Raw genomic sequence first — 20,047 nt, forward strand, 5'->3', positions numbered from 1 at the left:
CCACCTGAATCCACACCCAACCCAACACAAGGAGCAACACAATGCAGGACTACATTAACGAAAACCGGATTGAAACCCTGGACGCGCAGATTCACTTCTCCACCCGCGCGGACGCAATGCAGGTAATCGAGCGCGACATCATGGACGGAGAAACCGCAGACTATGACCTCGACCAGGTACAAGAAAAATGCGTAGAGGTTGCCGGCTACTACAACGGGGACATCTACTACCAGCTAATCGAAAACGACTTCTACGAAGTACTCGAGGACTGCGCCAAGTAACCCCCTAGCCCCGGGGCCTAGCGCCCCGGGGCAACCCCCAATCTGACATTTTTCACCAACCCCCCCAATCACTGACAGATTAGCCACCCCCCTAATCTGACATTTTTCACCACACCACACAAGGAGAAACACAATGCACATGAAAAATATGACCGGCAACACCACCAACTGGGCTGCGGACCTTATCGAGGGCGATACCCAGCAAGGCCGGATCGTTTCGATTCAGCGCCCGGAGGGCCACCTGGTCCGCGCCAAAATTGGCGGCAAAACCCACGAAATGACCAGTGAAAAAGGACAGGCGTTCAACATGGACACCATTACCGACTGGGTACGGACGCTGCCAGCCCAGTAACCACAACTACCCCGGGGTTCAGGCCCCGGGGTTCACGCCTGCCCCCGTAGCAAGATGGGGGCGGGCATTATCGAGAGGATCGGATATGAAAGCAAAAGAGATCGCGGCCGCCTTTAACCGAAAATTCCCGGATTTTATCGAGCCGTTGACGGCGGAGAATTTTCTACTACAGGGGCCGGGGGAAGATGAAAACCTAGCGGAGGGCTGGGGGGTAGAAACCCCGTTCGCAGACACGCGGACATACCTCGACCATCACCGGCAAGTAGCCGGGCTACTGCGCGGGGTAGGGAGTATGGCCGGGGATATGGGCGGAGTAAGAATTTTCCCACCGGCGCGGATTCATTCCAAGATGGATCGGGAGCGCAAAGAATTGCTTGCGCGAGATTTAGATATCGAGCAGGTACGCACGGGGTTGCTGGCGGCACAGGAAGAAATTACGCGGGCGCAGGAGGTGGTGGACTCGCGGCGCGCGGAGTTCCACCAGCAGATTAGGGACGCAGTTACCGGAGGTATTACCAAGGCGGAAGTTATTCGGACTACCGGGCTTTCGCGCACTTACATTGACAGAATTGTGACTAACGCCACACCATAAAGTACCAACTCGAGTGTGCATTCACACCCTAGTACTGGTATCATAATAGGTACAGGCACGGAGCCGGAGGAAACAAAAGCCCACCTGAATCCACACCCAACCCAACACAAGGAGCAACACAATGCAGGACATCATCACCAGCAACCAGATCGAGAGCTACCAGCCCGGCGTCCACTTTTCCACCCCAGACGAGGCCCTGCGAATGGTTGAGCGCGACATTCTTCAAGAGTGGGAAGGCGATTACGACCTAGAACAGATTTATGACGAACTCGTAATTTTCGCTGGCTACCACGGCACCAACCCACAGTGGGCAATCTATGACGGCGAAGACTTTTGGGACATCGTAGAATCCTGCGACACCAACAACTAACCCGCCGGGCAACCCGACCACACACAAGGAGAAACACAATGGAAACCCTGGCAGCAACCACAACCCGCGACATCATCTTCAACCACTACACTGGGCAAAAAGCCTACCCCGCCGGAACCGTAGTGGAACTTATCACGGAAGAATTTGAAGAAAATGAAAATCACTTTTCCATCATTCCGCTAGAAGAAGACTGGCACAACGGGATCCGCCCGTTCGCTTATGTTTGCTTTGCAGATATCGAGCCAATCTAAACCCCCGCCCCGGGGCCTAGCGCCCCGGGGGGTAACCCCCAATCTGGAATTTTTCACCACCTCAACACAAGGAGTTTCACCATGCAGTACCAAATCAACACCGACACCATCACCGGAACCCAGGAAACCCCGGAGGGGAATTTCCCCTACGAATTCACCCTCACCCACTACGTAGACGGCCCCCTGCACATCATCACCCGGGGTAGCGAGCGCCTAGAGTGCACCCACCCCGGCGCAGCGTTCGACATCTACGGACAAGCCAAAGCCCGCGAATTCCACCACTACACGCTCAAAGAGCTTGCGAACCGCTGGGACCGCGTGGAGCTCGAAACCCAGCTGCAGGCGTTGCGTAACGTAATCGAAACCGGCGACATTACCGAAATTGAACTCTGCGGCGGCTTTTACAGCGAAACCAAAGACGAAGAACCCGACTCATTCGCACAGATTCACGCCCCCGGCCTATATTGGGACGATTTCGGAACCCTAGCAATCGCGGCCCTGGTTCACAACAACGGATTGCTCACCCCCGCCCATAGCGGAGTTGAGGTTTCCTGGGTTGCCGGTGAAGAAATCCTAGACGATGAAATCTTTGACGGCCTAGACATCCAGGACAACGAAGAAACCCTAGCGGAAATCATGGACATGGTGAAAAAGTACTGCACCGGCAAGTGGCCCATGAATATCCCTACCGAAATCCAAGAGGTTCTGGAAACCACCGGCGGGGACAAAGCCGCAAAACTTTACAGGGACGGCATAATGTGGGGCGATATTTCCATACAGGCTAACCGGGCATACGTTCAAGACACGGAACAGACCGTTCACGAACTGATTAGCCGGGACAAAATTTCAATGAGCCAAATCGAATCCTGGGTTTGCACCCTTTACGGGCCGGTCGGGACCACAACCAAGATTTAGCCCTAAAACGCGGAAAGCCCCGCCCTCCCACGACAAGGTGGGGGGCGGGGACTAGCCAGCCGGGTATTGCTTACGCTCCCATTCCGGGTAGGTAAGCATAGGCGGGGGTTTGAGCTTAATCCCCTCTTCAATGGCCCAGAATTCCAGGGCGCGCCAATATTCAGCGACATACAAGGAATAATCGTGGCTCCGGCGGTCTTTTTCGCGCAGTGAATCAAGTTCCGATTCCACGCGCGAATAATTTTCTTCCAGCCGCGCAATGCGCCGGGCGTTAGACTGTTCGTCTGCCTCCCGGGCGCGTTCCTTATGGCGCTGCAACGCCCGCGCCGCGCCACCCAAAAGACCGGCGTATTTAGCCGCCGCGTTAGACAGCGCTCCGGATATCGCCACTACGAAAAGTAGTAGGTAGGAAATGAACCCGGCTGGGGATTTCGGGTCAACAAATGTTTCTAGAATCGTTGCCGGTTCCATCAGCCTCCCGCCCGCGTATCACCGCTAAATGAATCGTAAGTGACCACGCAATCACGGCCCATAGTGCCGCCGTGGATAGGTACAGGGTGAAAAACCGCCAATCATCAACCACGCCGGTTAGAAAAACATCATCAAAAGCCAACACGGCAAAAGCCAGATACAGGGCCATTGCGAAGACCGCGCCGGAGCGGACAAGATGGGGGGCGCGGGCCATGATTCCGACTAGAACGACTAGCGAAATTGTGAGACAACACGCCCCCCATATTTTCACGGACCCGTTGCCGTTGACGGGGAAAGCAGAAATGACGGTCGCTGGATTCCCTAGCAGGTAATCCAAACCCCGCGAACCCAGCTGGATAGCCATAATGAAAATTACGGCGTGCAGGGCGCGCGACATGCCTAGCCCACCTGCCGGTGGCGGCCGCCGCCCACGAGGGACGCGGAGTCCGGCGCGCCCGCACCAGCGGACGCAATAGACGTGAGCACACTTACGGCCGTTGCAGTAGCCGCAATACCCAGGCCGGGCAACCAGTCAATTTCATAGATGGGGGTTCCCACCGCGATTACGGCAATGAGCGCCTGGGCGAAAGTCTTCACGGCGCGCTCGAGCGTATCGAGCCAAAAATTCTTAGTTCGCACTTATTTCACCTCCTCAAAAAGTTCAGTTAGTTTCACATCAATCAGCCGCAGGTACTGGTCCAGCGTGAATTCTTTGGACGTATCGACATAGGACGGATACACCGGCCCCGCGCTGCCCTTGTTGAACGTACCGGCGGCGATATCCGGGGATTTCCCCGGGAATCGGGACTCATACAGGCGCGTTACCTTGTAATCAATGTGGCGCAGGTACTCCGAGAATCGGAGTTCCCGCCCATCAACGTAAGACGGGTACTTAGTACCCGGGGCCGGGGCCTCGAGTTCAGGCGCGGGCGAGGGAGCGGCGGGCGCGGGCGCAGCAAGCAATTTCTTCGCACCAGCAATGACCACATCCCACGGGAAATTAGCGCCCGGGTCAGTATGGTCAGATTCACGCCAAGCCAGGGACACGTCCCAGTGGCCAGCAACACCGGACTTGCGGGCGCGCAAATCCGCCGGGGTGAGCTTAACCAGCTCAATCCCGTATTCGCGCGAATACGCGGCCATGATTTCCGACAACTTGCCCAGCTGCTTAGGGCGGGCAAGCCATTGTTCCCGGGTGAACGCCGCGCGCCCAGCAAGGCACACATGCCAGCCGGTACGATTCCCGGTGAACATCGCAGCCCACGGAATATAAGGGTCATCATTTTCACGGGCCGTCACACCATCACGGTCAATCACCACATGATACGAACCTCCCGCCGCCGGGGACAGCTGGTAACGCGCCATGGCAGCCGCGTCCAAATCCCGCCCCTCGAACGTATGCACGTACAAGACGTTACGCCCGGCCGGAGCCAGCCCATCATCATTAGCGGTCAGGATATCCATATCCGCAACAAAAGCATTAGTCATAACAATTCCTTTTCTTAGAGTTCGACTCGCGTGTATTCGGCATTATCGCCAGGAACGGAGAAATCCAGCTTGAGCTTGTGTTCAAACGGCTGACCGGCCAGGTCTTTGCCCTCAAAAGTGAGGATATAAGCCTTAGTTAAATCCCACTTAAATTCATGGAACGAAATCAGAATCGCGTCAGGATAATAGTGTTCCCACTTGGATAGCGACAGCTGAACTTTCTTCCGGGGCGTATCTTCCCCCTCGATAGTGGCGTAGCAATCGAGCACACCATCAAGCGGAGACACAGACTGATATAACGCCGTTCTGCGCTTTTTCGTAGTTTCGCCTAGACGGCCATTGGTACCGGCGTTAGAAAATTCGGAAACATCAGGCAGGCCCATAATCCCACCGTGGGTTAGTGCGATTCCGCCACGAATACCGTCAAACCAATCTTTAGGCGGGTTAGCTTTAGTGACAGACACATCAGCAATAGGGGCTTCCAGCTCGCCATAAAATGCGGGATCGCGTTCCAACAAAAGCAGATTGGTAGCCACATATTCGACAACGGCAGCCATACCGCGCGCCAATTGAGCGGGCGAATGGTCCCCGCCACCCTTGTTGTGCCAAGGAATGTGGCAGAACACCGCCGGAATTTTCTTTAGCTGTTCATCGGTGTACATAGCATGAACCAGGGCGTTGCACAGGTAGTCACCCGGATCGGTGGAAACATCAGCAACGATTTCGCTATTTTCGTTTACGTAAGCGGACACTCCGAGAACATCTAGATCAGATTCACAACACACATGGCTATCCGCCGCAGAGTTCAGCAAACCACTTTTCCGCCTGCCATCCATGCCCGCCTGCCCGCCTGCATAATTCCACCCGAATTGTTCCACGCGCATACCGGGAATTCCACTAGACAGCCCGAACGACACAATCGCGTCCGCCCCAACTTCTTTCGCCAACTCACTAGCTTTCTTGTAACCCCCATCTCCCCCCCAAACAACAGGCAAGGGCTTTGTGATGATTTGAGCCGGGCCGTAGTTATACGGCAGGTGTCGAGCCAGTTCCCAACTCGGGTTAGATAGAGACCCCTGGAACCCTAAAAAGCCAGTTACTAGAATTTTCATGCCGCACCCTCAATCTCGCTATAAATTTCATCAATTTTGGCTTTCGCATCACCCGCGATAGCACCACTCGCGGACACGATTCCCACCTTATTCGGGAACCCGTCCCACACATCACGAATTACGGTGCGTCCGGTAATCTTCGATACCGGCTCCGCGAGATAAAGATCGTTTCGCTTATCTTCCGGCAAACTTTTCGCTTTTGCCCGCACGTATTCAATTACGGGCACAAGCTCAATTTTGGTAGCCGCAAGATCGGACAATTTTGCCAGTGGATTAGTATCCGGGACGCTGGCAAAAGAGTAGCTCCGGGAGGACGTTTCAGGTTCCGGCTCTTCCCATGGACCGTAATCAGCCCACGGGTCTTTCTCCGGCGCAGCCGCAGGCGGGTCTTCCACAGGCGGGTCTTGCTTAGGTTGACTTTCCAGCTCTTCCACCCGCGCCACCAAGGAATCAATCCGCGCCACCAAATCATCAACCGTAGTGTTGTCGGCTTTACCGTTCAGCTCGCGCCGCATAGCCCCTACCCGCTCGGTTAGAGGGCCGTATTCTTCCTGCACCTCCCTGAGTCCGCGTTCATATGCGATAAGCCGGGAAGAATGTTCTTCCACCTGCTCCACCAGGTCGCTAGGCACAGCCGGGGCCGGGGGCGGGGTGGCCGCCGCATTATCAACTAGGCGTTTAGCTTGCTCCACGAGCGCAGCAACACGTGAGACTACCGGCTCTTCGTAATCGTAACGCCCGGCCAGCAATTCGCGTAGCGTGATTTCTTCCTGGTCAGGAACAACAACTTCAAACCGGCGAGTGATGGGTAGCCCACTATCGAAAAATTGAACCAGCAACCGGCCCGGCACCACATTCTCCACCCGTAGCGGGCTAGTACTATCAGGCCGGTACAACGACAAGCGCTGGCGGCGCGGAATGACCACACCCACCCCGCCGTCACGCGCAGCAGGGGCAACAAATTCCACCGAATCACCCTGCTGCAATTCATGCCGGAAATCAAAAGCCCTAATCACAATGGTAGTCATTTTAGACCACCCTCAAAAATATTCATCAAAAATTCTTCCTTTCTAGGAAATAGGAGTTGCAGAAATAGAAACAGTGGCATGAACACCCCGGGCACGCGCGGCACTAGAAATAAAAATCGTTGCCGCCGGATTAGTGACCGTTAGGCGAGTAGATCCACTAAAAGTAAGCGCGGCCTCGCCCAACGAAAGAATTTTCTTCCGGCTTGCGTACCGCCCGTCATGGCAGAAATAAACATCAGCCGTGGCCCCGTTATAGGCCACTGTGATATCCACCGCCCCAGTAGGCAACGGCAAATACTTCCCGCCGGACGCGGCAATTTTCGCCCCGCCAACAGCTTTCTTCCGCGCAACCAACATAAACCCGCCCTGCGCGGTGGGATTGAGCACATACATCGCGCCGGAAAGCGCGCCGGGCGCGGACGGAACAGACACACATTCCACCAATGAGCGGAAAATCTTCGTAGTACCAGTGACCACAGAATGCCCCGCGTAGTACACCTCAAATTGCGAATCGTTATCGGCACTAGTGAACACCAAGGACGCGCCGAAGATGTAATCATGCTTTTCAGTAGAGCGACACACTAGCGGGAGAGTGGAATTTTCCCAGTAGATACCATCATCACTGCGACACAAATAGATATCGCCCAGGCGGTCACCGGACAAAATTCCATCTTGCACAACCGCCCACCACGTATCCCCAACTTTTCGCACTTCCGCGCTGCGCCACGTCTTACCCGGGGAATTCCCCGGGCTAATCACGCACACCTGCTCCGCGCCCATACCCCCATCACGCAACGGCGCGCGGTAGCACAGGTTGCCCGCATTGATGTAATAAATCCGAGGGTTACCATTAGAAACAAGGACCTGGTGCGGAGAGCTAATTTTATCCGAGGTAGTAAGAACATCACGGCGGCCACGGGACGGAATTTCGTCCGTATACACCTTGTTGTTTCCCCTGGAATTTACCGCCCGCCAAAAAATACGGGTATCATCCAGCGACACATCAACGGCCTTAAAGCCCGACTCCGAGGACACAACCGGATTCCGCGTTCCAGGCGGAACTACCCAGTCCTCGCCGTTAACGGACGCTAAAAGATGGGGTTCCGTATTTTGATCCTTGTAGTACGTTTCCGGAATCACCACCATTCGATAGTGATACCCATCCCTCTGATGGGGTTCAAAATGAACCGAGGGGGAGGATTGGCCCACAGACGGCTGGACCGGAAGAACCAGCTCCTGGCCCCAACTTCCTACCCACGCGTGGAGGGGTTTAGGCCCCGGGGCGCGGGAACCAATCGCCCGGCGCACCGCAATATTACGCTCCCACGCAGACAAGCGTTCCAACTTCCGGCGGGACAATTCCGGATCCGGCCACACTTGCACCCAATCGCTCCACTCGCCGCCGGTCTTCCACCGCCACACCACGAAAAACGGGGTTTCTTCCCCCCGCGCCCGTGATGTCCAACGCTGAAAAATTTCATCACCCGCAGCAGGCAAAACTTCCAACACACCCGGGAACAGCACCCCATCTTTAGACGGCGTGTTATGCAAAGATTCCGCGACCTCGCGGGTTTCCGCCGGGTAAAACCCCGGCTCCAACACCTCGTTGAGGTCCGTATCTTTAGGCAGCGCCGGGCGATTCCACCGAAATTCCGGCACCAACTTTTTCACAGCCGCCAAAGCACGATCATCAACGCTGCGGGACAGGCTTAAATAATCAGCCATACCAGGAACGCCCGTAGCGTTGACAACGGCCTCGATTAAAGACTTCATGCCCTCCGCCGCGACCATAGGAATGGAATCTGACCAACCCCGGCCCTCGATATGCAACCAGGCAAACCCCGGCTCCAACCGGCGAATAGTGATACTGCCAGTTCGTTTATCAAATTGCACCTCCGCCGGGGAGGATGTAACTACAGTTTCTTCCCCGGCAACCCGGTGGGTAGGGGCCTTGACGGCAACATTAGATATTGTTTCCGGCGGCTTGCTTGTGACATCAATAATTTTTCCGGTAAGGATCATTCGGCAAATTCCATTTCCTTAGTAGTGGTATTCAACAGCGCCCACCCTGGGCGCAGCTTGGGTTTATCGCCCTCCCCGTTCCACCACAGTATGAGCGGCAGGGCGCGTAATTCAGCGACTTCATTAGCCACCTCCACCGAAACGGAGTTCGCAGAACCGGCGCGGGAATCAATTTGAGCAATCGCGCTGCCCGCAATTTCGCCAGTACTTTCAAACCCGCCCAGGGAATCGCGCGCCTGCCCGGCGGCGGAGGTATCCGGCGGAACGTATTGCGCCCCGGCGCGCAGTGGCCTAATTCCCATCAGGCACACCCCCCTCGGCGGCGCGGATTGTCTTAGCGGCTTGCGCGCGGCGCGCGGCAACAATGACGGCCTCGAGTTCATCATCAGAAAGTTCATCCAGCCGGGCGGTATCAGGCACGGGTTCAACTTCCGGCACAAAACGGGGAGTTTCAACCGGAATCCACTTACCTGCGGAATCCGGGCCGCCGGGGCCGCCCATCGGGTCCCACTTCACAGTAGGAAATACCGTCACAGTGACGGAATACAGGCCAGGGTCAGTAAAGGCCCCAACCAACCTACCGGTGGACTTTTCCAGCCGAATACCCGGCGGCAACGCCCCGGACGTGATACTCACAGCCGCGCGGTCCCCGCCGGGAACAAGCACATCCACATCATCACCTACCGCCGCAACAATCCGCTCCCCCGGATCCAGCGGGTAGGACACAGCCCAATCAAATCTGGTGATTTCCGGCTCTTCCGGCGGGTTGAATCGACAGCCTAAGTTATCGAACAGGTGCCGGGCCAGGGAATCAAGAACATCACTATCCAGGCCGAAACCCAGCAGCGTCCAGGCCAGGGGGTGAACCCCCTCCGGCATATCGTACGGATAAAATTTCACAGGCACACGGCCCCCTCTTCTAGCTAGAAATTGTGGTAGTAAGCCGCGCGAAAATTGCCCGCACGGCCTCCTGATTGATTGCAAACATCGCGTCCAAATCAGCAATGGAAGAACGATCACCAATCGAAAGCTGGGTACGCAGCTTGCCACCAGGTTCAAGAACCCACGTCAAGCCAGAGATATACCCCGCCCAAATACGGCCCCAGGCAGCAACACCAACAGTATCCCCCAACGTGAAATCACGCCCGGGCACATACGGGTAAGGATCGTCCACCGCGAGCTCCAGCGACAACCCGCCGCCGGTTTCTTCCTTAGCTTTCCAAGCCTTTTGCAACCCCTCCATGGAATTGGCCTCGCCTTGCTTAGCGATAGCAAGATACCGCGACCGGCCGTGCCAAGCTTTCCTATTTTCTTCCGAATATTCCGAAAGATTTAGGAACCTATCAGCAGAGAGATCAGCGACCGCGTCCGCCCCGGCCATAACCGCCGCAGCAAGACCCGGCCCAACAATCGGAATCGCGCCCAACAGGCCAGCGAACGCAACCTTGATACCAGTTTTCACCGCAGTATTGACAATCTTGGGCGACCGCCCGCCCACCAGGAAACGCCAATCCGTTGATTTCGTAATAACCATTTTCGGACCCTCGTCCACATCAAAAACCACCCACGGCGGGCGACCACCACGGTCCGGAATATCAACATCAGCAAAATCAAGGGAAGACGTGAACAAATCTGGGGAAATCGAGCGCCGCAGAGAGCGCACACCCTGCCCTACCGTAGTGACAGCCCCGGACACCCCGGCGCGCGGCATGAAAGAAATAATCGCAGTAGGGGCCGACAAAGCCGCATACCCCAACATCGGTTGATTATCTCCCGGCAACCACAAATCAACCACCGGCAACAACCCCGCCGCGTCCCAGGTGGGTTTCAGCAAATCCCACGCATTATCCCACCGCGCCTCCACTACGCAATGTTCACTAGGCAAGCCGGAGGGCACGGGCGAACAAATAATTGGATTCATATTCGCACGAAACGGCCGCCACCGCGCCTTATCGGAATAATCATCAGTCATTGTCCAAGAACCGAGTTTTCCATCAAAAGCCTGGTGCAGCATAGACGGCTGCTGGTAGCCCAACAGATTACGCCCAATGAGCTTGCGCGACACTTCTTCCGCAGACCCGGACTGCACGTCCGAAAATTGCAGCTGCGCAAACCACGAATGATTAGACGGATCAGCCCACAGCGGAATGTGTTTCAGGTGCTCGATCATATCCACGCCGGTAATGGTGACAACCCGGGGCATATCCCCGGAACCGCCCTCCGGCTCCACAGTGACCACGCGGTACACCGAACGCTGAGACGGTTCACCCGCGCGCCCCCGGACTTCAAAAATTATATGCGCCGCAGAATTGAACAGGCGCTGAATATCACCGCCCCATTCGAGGTCAGTTAATTCACCGCCCAGGAAATACACCGCCGCCGGGTTAGGCACCCCGGGCGAGATTTCCCCCGGGATTGTCAGCGACATGGAACCAGTATCCGCAAAAACCTGGGGAAAATGACCGCCCAGGTGCGAATCAATCGGCATAACCGGCTCCCAATTCCTATCCAAAATTCCCAGGAAATAACCGCCGTCATCTATCGACTGCCAGCGCTGCGAATGATACGTGACCCAATCAACAGCCATACACACCTACTTCCACGGGCTAAAGTGACGATTTTCAACAAGCAATTCCAGGCCCGGGCTAAGCTCCCACCGCACCCTCTCGTGGAGGGCAAGACTAACCCCCTGGATATATCCACGCAGGCCAGCCCACACCCCGGGCACAGTGACCCCATCAGATACGCGCGTCACATGCCCAGACATACCACGATCGAGGTCAATAAAAAACGGGCCGCCTTGCACACCCGGCAACGACACGCGGCGACCATCAGGAAACCGCACAGTTCCCGCCCGGCCGGTCCATTGCAAGCGACAACGCGGAACCGCGTCCCCGCGCGGCACAACAACAAAATTCCCGGAGTACCGCTCCACCGGGGAGAACCAACACCCAGACAACGAACGCCAAGAAATCGAATCCTTGACATACCGAGATAGACGCGGCTCCCTATCCGGCGCAGCCGGAACGGAATCCAGCACAGCCGGAGTCCACACCCCCAACCCAGCGCGGTTTACCACATCAAGAACAATAGGGCGGTAAGGCGCGCCGGGCTTAGGTGGGAGAGTTGACAACCACGCGGAACGCCAATCCCGAAAATTTTCAGCCGCCGCGTGTTCGTTAGACCACGCAACAACTTCCAAAGAACCGGTCATATCCGCAAATTTCACATGCCCGGCTTGCACCAAGCCAAGGCCCCAGGGCTGCTCCGTAGTAGCAATATCCGGCTCCGACACGCCACCACGAAACCCGCCCTCGAGCAGGACAACGCGCTGAGTATCTTCCCCGCCGGGCTCATGCCCAGCAATTACGAACCGGTCCCCATTTTTCGGAGTGCAGGAAATGCGATAGCCCACGGAATCCGCAGGCAAAGCGCCGGGAAAATCAGACACTAAAACGCACCTCCCCTAGTTCGTACAGCGGCCGGTTTTTCACGGCCGCGTTCCAGCTTGACTACACGGCCCTCGACCTCGGCTAGGTCACCGACACGCACAAAATCATCATCGCTAGACGCGTAAATGATTACTTCCCCGCCGGGCGCGGCAGCAGAATCGCTGGCACTAACCGCCGGGGAAGATTGAGCGGCCACAGTTGCCGGCACGGCCACGGGGGAAGAAACCGGCAAACCAGCCGCAGCAGCAGCGTCCCCCGGCGTATCCACCGGCGCGGGGCCGTATTGCAGTTCGTTCGCAATCATGCCCCAATCTGCGAAATTCGCCACAGCCATACCCAAATCCAACAGGCCACCAAGACCCACTAAACCAAGGCCCGCGTCCGCCTGCCCTAGCGCCCACGATTCCGACTCACTACGCAACCCGGGCAGTTGTTCGGAGAATTCCCCGGCCGCAGCAGCGCCAAATTTATCCGCCGCGTCAATCCACGCGCCGGGAATATCCGCCGCCGTAGCCATACCACGAACCAGCGCAGGCAACTGGTTCACGAACTTCACGAAACCAACAGTGGTATCAGGATCCAGCATGTACTCCGGGCGGCCAGATTGATTGGTAACAATCTGGCCGTGGCCAACCATTCCGCCGGTATCACGCAGACCGATACCGGATAACGCCGCGTCCCACACCTTGCCAGCAACATCAGTAACCAAATCCTTAGCGCCGGAAACAGCGGAATAGACTGTGGCGAGCTTGTCACCAATCTTGCCCACGGATTCAGAAACCAGGCCGGTAAGCCCGTCCCGGCCGCGCTCATACACGCCGCGCGGGACACCTTGCCATTCTGGGGGCGGAGACGGCAACCGATCCACAATAGGATTCATTACGCGATCAATGACCCCGCCCAGTTTCTTAGCGATAACGCCCTCCATCACCTCGGGCGATACGCCGCCGCCACCACCGGACACGAAAGCGCCGTCCGCACCAATAGGCAAGTGGTAGCGAGTACGGAAATATGAACCATCAGCACCAGCAGCAGCGCCGCCGCCGTATTTCACCATTGACGGGTGAGCGCCACCGGCCTCGACATTGACGGAGCCAAACCGGCCAGCCGGGCCAAGCGTTCCAGCAGTGTGACCACCAGCAGCACCACCATTAGTAACACCGATGGAAAAGCCCGGGCCAAGACCAGCAACAAACCCCTGCGGGCCGGTGGGAAATTGCTTGTTCCCGCCGCCATTGAACGCCATTGTCGCCCACTTGCGGCGACCATCACCACCCTGGATAACATCAGCAATACCGGACATGAAACCAGAACAGTCCGTACCGCCACCGCCCTCGGCGGAACCGCCCAGAACATACGGCCGCCCGTGCCGGGATTTCGCCCATTCATGCGCGCGCATGAGCTGGCCCTCCCACAAGGGCCGGATTTCCCCGCCCTTAGCGTATTTCGGAAACAGCTCCGGCGCAGCGCCCAAAAGGTCACCGGCGCGGTTATCGACATTGGACGGCAACAAGGCCAGCTTTTGACCATCGAAAGTAAAGCCGCGACCAGATTCCACAGCCTCGCGCAGCGCATACACCGCGCCGTGGCCACCAAGACGGCGCACCTCGGCGGCGGTTAACATGTGCTCCCCGTTCGATCCCCACATCAGGACATCATCAGATGTTCCCGTACCAGGGCCGGAAATCCGGCCGCCGGTAGCGTGTTCTGGGATACCAGACAACGGGTTACCCTTATCCAGGCCGGGGAGGATACCGGCAATTGTGTTCCAGGCCCGCAAAATACCAGAGTTGTAAACCGTGTTAATCATAAAATTAATTGGTTTAGCCAGAATAGACCGCAGCCCATTCCAGACAACCCGGATACCATCAACTACAGACCCAAAGAAATCACCCATTGCCTGCAGGCCGCGTTTAACGCCGCCAAAAACAGTATCCACAATAAAAGCCCGGCCTGCATCCATAGCCAGCCGCAGAACTTCCCACTTATCGACAATCCACCCAATGACCGGGGAGAAATATTTTTCCCACAGGGCAGTAATACCGCCGGAGAGCGCCGGGAACAACACGCCGGTAATCCACTCGATATTCTTCCGGACGCGATCGGTATACCAATCCCACTTATCCACAATCCACCCAATGACGGGAGAAATATAATTCTCCCACAGGGCCTTAAACGCATTGCCGATAGCGGACAGCGCCGGGGAAATGTATTTCTCCCAGCCCGCCTGAATCGCAGCGGTGAAAATATCCCACCCCTTACGAACAACAGCAAACCCGACAACCAGCTTTTTCTTCACCCAATCCCAGGCCGCGCCAAGCGAATCAGTAAATTTTGCCCACAGTTCCTGGCCCAACTCGGTTTGAGTGAAAAAATACACCAGCCCGGCCACCAGTGCCGCAATAGCCGTAACCGCGAGCAAAACGGGGTTTGCGTTCATCACCAGGTTAAAAGCGACCTGCAAACCGGTAGCGATTTTCACAGCAGTTTGCCAAGCCTTGATAGCGCCGGTCCACAAAGCCCACGCCCCCGCCGCCGCACCAATAGCCGCAGCAAAAGGCCCAACCCACGCCTCGTTACGCTGAACCCAATCCCCGAAATCTTGCAAAGCAGGAATCACGCGATCATTGACCACATCCCAGAGTTTCATAAACCCCTCGCCCGCCAAATCCGTAACCGTACCTTTAAGCAAATCAAGGCGGCCCTGCAGACTATTGGCAATATTATCCGCCACCTGCTGGGAGGAACCGGCAAAATCAGCCATGGCACCATCAGCGCCAGACAGGCTTTCTAAGAATTGGGGAATCTGGTCCACCGACAAATCTTCCAGCGGAGTACCAAAAAGCGCAATCGCAGTATTGGCGCGCTCCGCCGGATCTTCAATGCCCAAAATTCCATCAGCGACCTGCTGCAGCGCGTCCCGCGCACCATCACCACCGGTAGCAATTTTGTTCGACATTTCTTCCGCGTTCAGCCCCACGGCCTCATAGGCGGCCACGGAATTTTTAGACATATCCGAACCACGGATCGTAAATTCTTTCAGCGCGTCACCGGTCTTATCCAGCGCCCACTTACCTTTACCAGCAGCAGACACCAGCAGGCCAAAAGCCTCTTCTCCATCGAAACCCAGCGCCCGGAAATTGGTGCCGTATTCGTTGATAATTTCAGGCAATTCATCACGCATTTGTGCCGGGACACGCTGCATAGCAGCGGTCATTAAATCCGCCGCGTTTTCCACATCAGTAGCAAGACCATTCGTAATCAGCTGCCCGGCAGTTTGAGCGGCCTCGGCAATATCGACATCAAAAGTCCTAGAAAAGCCAATGAAATTATCCGCCAATTCCGCCGCAGAATCCGCCCCGGCCGCCCCTAAATCATCAAACTGAGATTCAAGCGCGCCCACGGCTTGCGCCGCCTCTTCAGCGGAGGACGCAACGCCCGAACGCATAACGGAAGAAACACCCTCCGCCAAAATTTCCGCGTCCGCGCCCACATACCCAAGCTGGTTCCGAACGCGGGACAGTTGCCCGGCCATATCCGCGCCCAAAGTGAAACCACCTGCAACCGCAGATATTCCCGCGAAAGCGCCAACGAACTGGGCGACCTTGCCCGCCGCGCCGTCCAGTGATTCAGTAGACCGCGCTAAATCTTCCACATCCCCGGCAACGCTTTTAGAGGTCCGGCCAAATTTTGACACATCACCCTCGGCCAAATCCATGGCGTCACCAAGATCATCAGTAGCCAATTTCAAATCAGACTGCGCGCGCGCCAACTTTTCATCAGCCCGCCGCGCCGCCTTAGCAGCCTGTTCTTCGTCACGAACAGCTTTATTCAGCCCCGCCGTGGCCCTAGCTAAATCGGACGCTTTCGCGTTTTCATCATCCAAGACCTCGGCCAGCTTGGCTTGCGCAACCCGCGTTTTATCCGCCGCGTTAGCCGCCCGGTTATGAGCACGTTCCTGCGCAGAACTAGCAGATTCAACCGCCTTTTTCGCGCGTTCCGCGCCCTTTTCCACGCCCGCGCCGAAATTCTTCCCCGCCGCCTTACCTGCGGTTTTCGACTGCTTAGCCGTTTCTTTGAAGAAACCATCAAAAGACGGCAAGACGGGGATGTAAGAAACATCACCTGCGGACATGGAAACCTCCTAGGGTTAAGCCCCGCTAGGCGGGGCGAAAGACATCAAATAAGCAGCAGCAGCGGCGCGGTCAGAATCTTCCACGCGCCCGTAGCGCGAGGAATCATTTTTTTCTTCCCACGGAGTAGCGGGCCATTCGAAACGGTCATTCTTCACTTTCAGATACCCGCGCCAAAAGCTAGACGCGCGATAGAGCTCACCCGCACTACCCCACAAAATCGAATGCAGAGTAGTCCAGGTATGGCCCCCGTTTTTCGCCCGGTGGAGCGCGGACCCCTCCGGCAACCCATCAATAAGGACTTGCAGCCGCCGGGTAGTGATTTCCCCCCGGTGCCAATCGCCTACCGGATCGCCGCCGTATTCAGCGCTTAGCGCCGCCTCGCACGCTGCCGGGTAGTAGCAGAGGTCCGCCGGGTAGGGTTTTCCGCCACATCCTTTTGGATAGACTCAAGCGCCCAGTTGAGCAGGGTAACTGGATCGACCCCGGCCTTATCGCAGGCGGCGCTAAAATCTTCCGCCTGCTCGCCCAAAATCATGGAACAGAATTCAGCGCGGAAATCAGCAAAAGAAAGCAGCTCGTCCTTGTAATCCTGATTCAGGGCGGAAAAATCATCATTCCATTCAGCGGACTGCAGGCCGGGCGCGGCCACTTCCCAATCTTTCCCAAAGCCGGGGAATGTAACAGTTTTTCCATCAGCGCCCAACGCGTCCCGGCGCTGCGCGATTAAATCTTCGAAAGAACCGAGGTCCCTAATTTTCTTGGTCATGGTGATTTCCTTTCAGAAAATGGTGGGGGTTTACAGGAGTAGGGACGCGCGTAAACCACCACGAAAAACCGCGCGCCCCATCATTCTTTATTCTTCGGTTACCGGAGTGGACCAGTCGCCCAGGTCAAAAGTTTCACCGCCGGAACCAAGCGCGGTACCGGCCTTGCCTGGTTTCCAGCCCTCTTTGAACCGGCGCATGATCGAGTACCCTAGCTTGGAATCAAGGTTTGCCTTGACGGTTAGCGGGTAGCCGGTCAAATCGCCCTTTTGGTAGGTAACGTCAGAGGATTCAGACACGGACGCGGCGGGCAGAATGAAACGGCGGTGTTTCACGCCGTCCAAAATATCTATACCCAGGCGGAACCGGAAATCCTTGGGCAGCGCTCCGCCCTGGGAAAATTCCGCAAACTCCCCGGTTTCATCCCAGCGCATGTCACTTTCAGCCACACCATAGCGCAGCGCAGTAGCAAGACCGCCAACCGTCCACAGGGTGAAAGAGAACGTGAACTCCTGGGAGGTAGTGGCCTCACGCACCGGAGAATTGGTTTGCCACGGGGTAAAAGATTCATTTTCCGTAGAGGTGGATTCAGTAATCCCCTCGTCAGAAATCCAGCCCACCGGCACGAACGGCGCGGCGTAGTTATCCATGCCCTCCGGGATATCAGCGGACAGTGGCGCGTACGTTACCGCGCCGGTAACACCCAAATATGTTAGCAACTCATTATAATTGGGTTGCTGCAAATCGACTTCAAAAGCCATAGTAGATCCTTTCAGGATTGATTAAAAAGCAGGAACCGCTATTTCAGCGGTCATGCCGATACGCGCATAATCAGCACTACGCGTAACCGGCAACATTTCCGGCCGGGACACATCCCAACAATGAGACACCCCGGCGCGGAAAGAATTAGTGTGGCGGCGCACGATTTCAGCCAGGGCCATACCCCGCCCGGCCTGCCACATGGATTCAGGAACGTAGAGGTCAATATCAATGCCGACCACATCCACGCCCAAACCCTGGGTTGCAGGCAAGCGGCGCGCAGGCCCCGCAGATTGCAGGTGAACCGCCGGTAGTTTCGTAAACCGCGCGTCATGCGGAAGATTCACATACACAGATTCAATCCCCGGGCATTTTGCAAGATGGGGGGCTAGGGCGGCATAAATATCCATCATTGCCCCCTTGCTGCGCGCCTAAGCGCGTTAATCCTAGGAACTTCTTCCGTACCGCGTTCTTCCGCAGGGCTATCAGAAACCACGTCCGCATAAGCACGGCCCGAGGGGCGGATACCCGTACGAACCGAGTAATTGGCCTTGCCACCATTCGCCCGGGAAATTGCCGTAGCCCGCGCCGCAATACGCCGCGCGCGCTTTTCCAGCACCTCTTGTAGCCGCCGATTTTTATTGGCGACTTTCCACAGATCAGGTTGCCTACCCACCGACAACCTCCACAACGGCCTCGAGGTGGTGAACAACACCGGGTTTCCAAGGGTCTGGCCACCGCGCCGGATTACCCACAACTTTCAGCTCCATAACCCCGCCTACACGGACCACGGAATCAGAATCGAGGTCCGGAATATCCGTACCCGGCGGGGTAATCAAAACCATTTTCGTAACAACCTGCGGGTGAACTTCGTTACCCTCCGTGGAATCGAGTTGTTGCACCGACACGCTAAACGGCACAACTTTCCAGTCCGGGGTGGACCAATCCACCACAGGCTCCGAAGAATACGGGGAATCAACCAGGCGCGGAATCTTGAGTTCCAGCGGTTGATTAAAAATGAGTTCGGTCATGGGCGCGGCCCCAGCCGGTAGGTATCTAAAATTCGCCACTCCGTAGATTGTGGCGTAGCCGTACCCGGCGCACCAACCGAAATACGGCCCACCGCGTACGAAGACTGCGGCTGCTCGGAACGGCCAGCAATGGCCAGCGCAACACCAACAATATCCGCCGGATTATCAAACCCGTGGCGGATAACCGCCTCCACGACACGCGGAACCCCATCACGGCGCGGGGCAAGACCGGGCACATAAACCACCCCGTCCTCGTCCCACACCAAATCTTCTACAGGGCGGGGCGCACCATCAATCGACAATGATTCAATTTCCAGCAGCCGCTTAGTAGGCAACAGTACCGCTGGATCGCCGGGAACCAGCTCCCGAATGGTGTCCACCCGGGGCGGCCAAATATGCCACCCGGCTAGACGGCGGAGAGTATGCACCGCCCTATCAATCGCAGATTGAGACGGGCCACTAGCCCCCGCGACCAAACCATGATCCGGGGCCACCGGAACCACGGCCGGAGTTACATCACTATCCATCAGGGCACCCCCCTTGTAGAAAATTTTGGGTTATTTTTCAGCCGGTTTCTTCACCGACCGGCGGCGCGGCGCGGCCTTTTTCACCGCCGGGGCCTTAGTTTCCACCACGCCCGGCTTAACTTCACGCGCGTCCGGATACCGACTAAGCGCCGTTTCCGGATCTAGCATGAGATTGGTTTCAAGACCACTGGCCAGCCGTACCCGAAACGGTTTCAGCACGGCCATGGATTACGCCCCCGTGTTGATAGAGCCGGTCACGAACGCAGCAGGACGCGGCACCATCAGGCCCAGGCGCTCTTCCGCGCGGAGGGTAACCAAGTTCTTCTCGAAATCATCCACGTTGGAATCACGCGCGTCCACGCGGATACCGCCCTTGCGCAGGACAGTAGCGCCCTGGCGGAATGTGATGTGTCAGAGCTTTGCTCACACACGATGTCATAGCTCTGCTCACGAACAGTGTCACAACCTTGCTCACGATTCAGGGGCACGATTTCGG

25 protein-coding genes are annotated in these 20,047 nt (G+C 56.7%); 6 read left to right on the forward strand and 19 right to left on the reverse strand.

What is annotated here, in order from left to right:
• The first annotated feature begins 41 nt into the window (after positions 1-41).
• From F4V58_RS06485 to F4V58_RS06510, 6 genes are all read left to right on the forward strand, one after another.
• Positions 42-281 (forward strand): hypothetical protein, encoded by a 240-nt coding sequence (locus F4V58_RS06485; protein WP_075734389.1) that lies wholly within the window; start codon positions 42-44, stop codon positions 279-281.
• 139 nt (positions 282-420) lie between these two features.
• The gene (locus tag F4V58_RS06490) at positions 421-633 is read left to right on the forward strand and encodes a hypothetical protein (protein ID WP_170252486.1); all 213 of its coding nucleotides are present in this window, start codon (positions 421-423) and stop codon (positions 631-633) included.
• Between the two features lie 85 nt (positions 634-718).
• Positions 719-1,225, forward strand: coding sequence for a hypothetical protein (locus F4V58_RS06495; protein ID WP_075734393.1), 507 nt, complete (start codon positions 719-721; stop codon positions 1,223-1,225).
• Between the two features lie 121 nt (positions 1,226-1,346).
• The gene (locus tag F4V58_RS06500) at positions 1,347-1,595 is read left to right on the forward strand and encodes a hypothetical protein (RefSeq protein ID WP_075734395.1); all 249 of its coding nucleotides are present in this window, start codon (positions 1,347-1,349) and stop codon (positions 1,593-1,595) included.
• A gap of 38 nt (positions 1,596-1,633) precedes the next feature.
• A complete protein-coding gene (locus F4V58_RS06505; protein ID WP_075734397.1) occupies positions 1,634-1,846 on the forward strand; it encodes a hypothetical protein in 213 nt (70 codons plus the stop codon).
• 81 nt (positions 1,847-1,927) lie between these two features.
• Positions 1,928-2,761: a hypothetical protein gene (locus F4V58_RS06510; RefSeq protein WP_075734399.1), complete on the forward strand. Its 834-nt coding sequence runs from the start codon at positions 1,928-1,930 to the stop codon at positions 2,759-2,761.
• Between the two features lie 51 nt (positions 2,762-2,812).
• Here the strand turns inward: F4V58_RS06510 and F4V58_RS06515 are convergent, their stop codons facing one another.
• The 19 genes from F4V58_RS06515 to F4V58_RS06605 form a co-directional block, all read right to left on the reverse strand.
• A complete protein-coding gene (locus tag F4V58_RS06515; protein WP_075734401.1) occupies positions 2,813-3,232 on the reverse strand; it encodes a hypothetical protein in 420 nt (139 codons plus the stop codon).
• Positions 3,233-3,631: 399 nt separating this feature from the next.
• Positions 3,632-3,871, reverse strand: a complete 240-nt coding sequence (locus tag F4V58_RS06520) for a holin (RefSeq protein ID WP_075734405.1) — start codon at positions 3,869-3,871, stop codon at positions 3,632-3,634.
• Entirely contained in the window at positions 3,872-4,720 is an 849-nt protein-coding gene (locus tag F4V58_RS06525) for a peptidoglycan recognition protein family protein (protein WP_075734407.1), read from the reverse strand.
• A gap of 14 nt (positions 4,721-4,734) precedes the next feature.
• Positions 4,735-5,832, reverse strand: coding sequence for a pyroglutamyl-peptidase I family protein (locus tag F4V58_RS06530; RefSeq protein WP_075734409.1), 1,098 nt, complete (start codon positions 5,830-5,832; stop codon positions 4,735-4,737).
• A complete protein-coding gene (locus F4V58_RS06535; protein WP_075734411.1) occupies positions 5,829-6,860 on the reverse strand; it encodes a hypothetical protein in 1,032 nt (343 codons plus the stop codon). Before F4V58_RS06535 ends, F4V58_RS06530 begins: the two co-directional genes overlap by 4 nt.
• A gap of 42 nt (positions 6,861-6,902) precedes the next feature.
• A complete protein-coding gene (locus F4V58_RS06540; RefSeq protein ID WP_075734413.1) occupies positions 6,903-8,882 on the reverse strand; it encodes a pyocin knob domain-containing protein in 1,980 nt (659 codons plus the stop codon).
• Complete coding sequence (locus F4V58_RS06545) at positions 8,879-9,184, reverse strand: hypothetical protein (RefSeq protein WP_075734415.1); 306 nt, start codon at positions 9,182-9,184, stop codon at positions 8,879-8,881. The genes F4V58_RS06540 and F4V58_RS06545 overlap by 4 nt, the downstream gene beginning before the upstream one ends.
• On the reverse strand, positions 9,174-9,782 hold the full coding sequence (locus tag F4V58_RS06550; protein WP_150385731.1) for an Ig domain-containing protein: 609 nt from the start codon (positions 9,780-9,782) through the stop codon (positions 9,174-9,176). Before F4V58_RS06550 ends, F4V58_RS06545 begins: the two co-directional genes overlap by 11 nt.
• 19 nt (positions 9,783-9,801) lie before the next feature.
• Positions 9,802-11,469: a Gp37-like protein gene (locus F4V58_RS06555; protein WP_075734419.1), complete on the reverse strand. Its 1,668-nt coding sequence runs from the start codon at positions 11,467-11,469 to the stop codon at positions 9,802-9,804.
• Positions 11,470-11,475: 6 nt separating this feature from the next.
• Positions 11,476-12,333 carry a hypothetical protein gene (locus F4V58_RS06560; RefSeq protein ID WP_075734421.1) on the reverse strand — a complete coding sequence of 286 codons (858 nt, stop codon included), beginning with the start codon at positions 12,331-12,333 and terminating at the stop codon, positions 11,476-11,478.
• Positions 12,333-16,469 (reverse strand): phage tail tape measure protein, encoded by a 4,137-nt coding sequence (locus tag F4V58_RS06565; protein ID WP_075734423.1) that lies wholly within the window; start codon positions 16,467-16,469, stop codon positions 12,333-12,335. Before F4V58_RS06565 ends, F4V58_RS06560 begins: the two co-directional genes overlap by 1 nt.
• 15 nt (positions 16,470-16,484) lie before the next feature.
• Positions 16,485-16,625, reverse strand: a complete 141-nt coding sequence (locus F4V58_RS12490; protein WP_157105764.1) for a hypothetical protein — start codon at positions 16,623-16,625, stop codon at positions 16,485-16,487.
• 212 nt (positions 16,626-16,837) lie between these two features.
• A complete protein-coding gene (locus F4V58_RS06570; protein ID WP_075734425.1) occupies positions 16,838-17,236 on the reverse strand; it encodes a hypothetical protein in 399 nt (132 codons plus the stop codon).
• A gap of 87 nt (positions 17,237-17,323) precedes the next feature.
• Entirely contained in the window at positions 17,324-17,995 is a 672-nt protein-coding gene (locus F4V58_RS06575) for a phage tail tube protein (RefSeq protein WP_075734427.1), read from the reverse strand.
• Between the two features lie 21 nt (positions 17,996-18,016).
• Complete coding sequence (locus F4V58_RS06580) at positions 18,017-18,406, reverse strand: hypothetical protein (protein ID WP_150385732.1); 390 nt, start codon at positions 18,404-18,406, stop codon at positions 18,017-18,019.
• Positions 18,407-18,661: 255 nt separating this feature from the next.
• Entirely contained in the window at positions 18,662-19,024 is a 363-nt protein-coding gene (locus F4V58_RS06590; RefSeq protein WP_075734433.1) for a hypothetical protein, read from the reverse strand.
• Positions 19,021-19,551, reverse strand: coding sequence for a hypothetical protein (locus F4V58_RS06595; protein WP_084559713.1), 531 nt, complete (start codon positions 19,549-19,551; stop codon positions 19,021-19,023). Before F4V58_RS06595 ends, F4V58_RS06590 begins: the two co-directional genes overlap by 4 nt.
• A 30-nt stretch (positions 19,552-19,581) precedes the next feature.
• Positions 19,582-19,776 (reverse strand): hypothetical protein, encoded by a 195-nt coding sequence (locus F4V58_RS06600; RefSeq protein ID WP_075734435.1) that lies wholly within the window; start codon positions 19,774-19,776, stop codon positions 19,582-19,584.
• 3 nt (positions 19,777-19,779) lie between these two features.
• Positions 19,780-19,959, reverse strand: coding sequence for a phage major capsid family protein (locus F4V58_RS06605; protein ID WP_281247321.1), 180 nt, complete (start codon positions 19,957-19,959; stop codon positions 19,780-19,782).
• Positions 19,960-20,047 lie beyond the last annotated feature (88 nt).

The organism is Corynebacterium phocae (assembly GCF_008693075.1).
In the GTDB taxonomy this organism is placed as follows: Bacteria; Actinomycetota; Actinomycetes; order Mycobacteriales; family Mycobacteriaceae; genus Corynebacterium; species Corynebacterium phocae.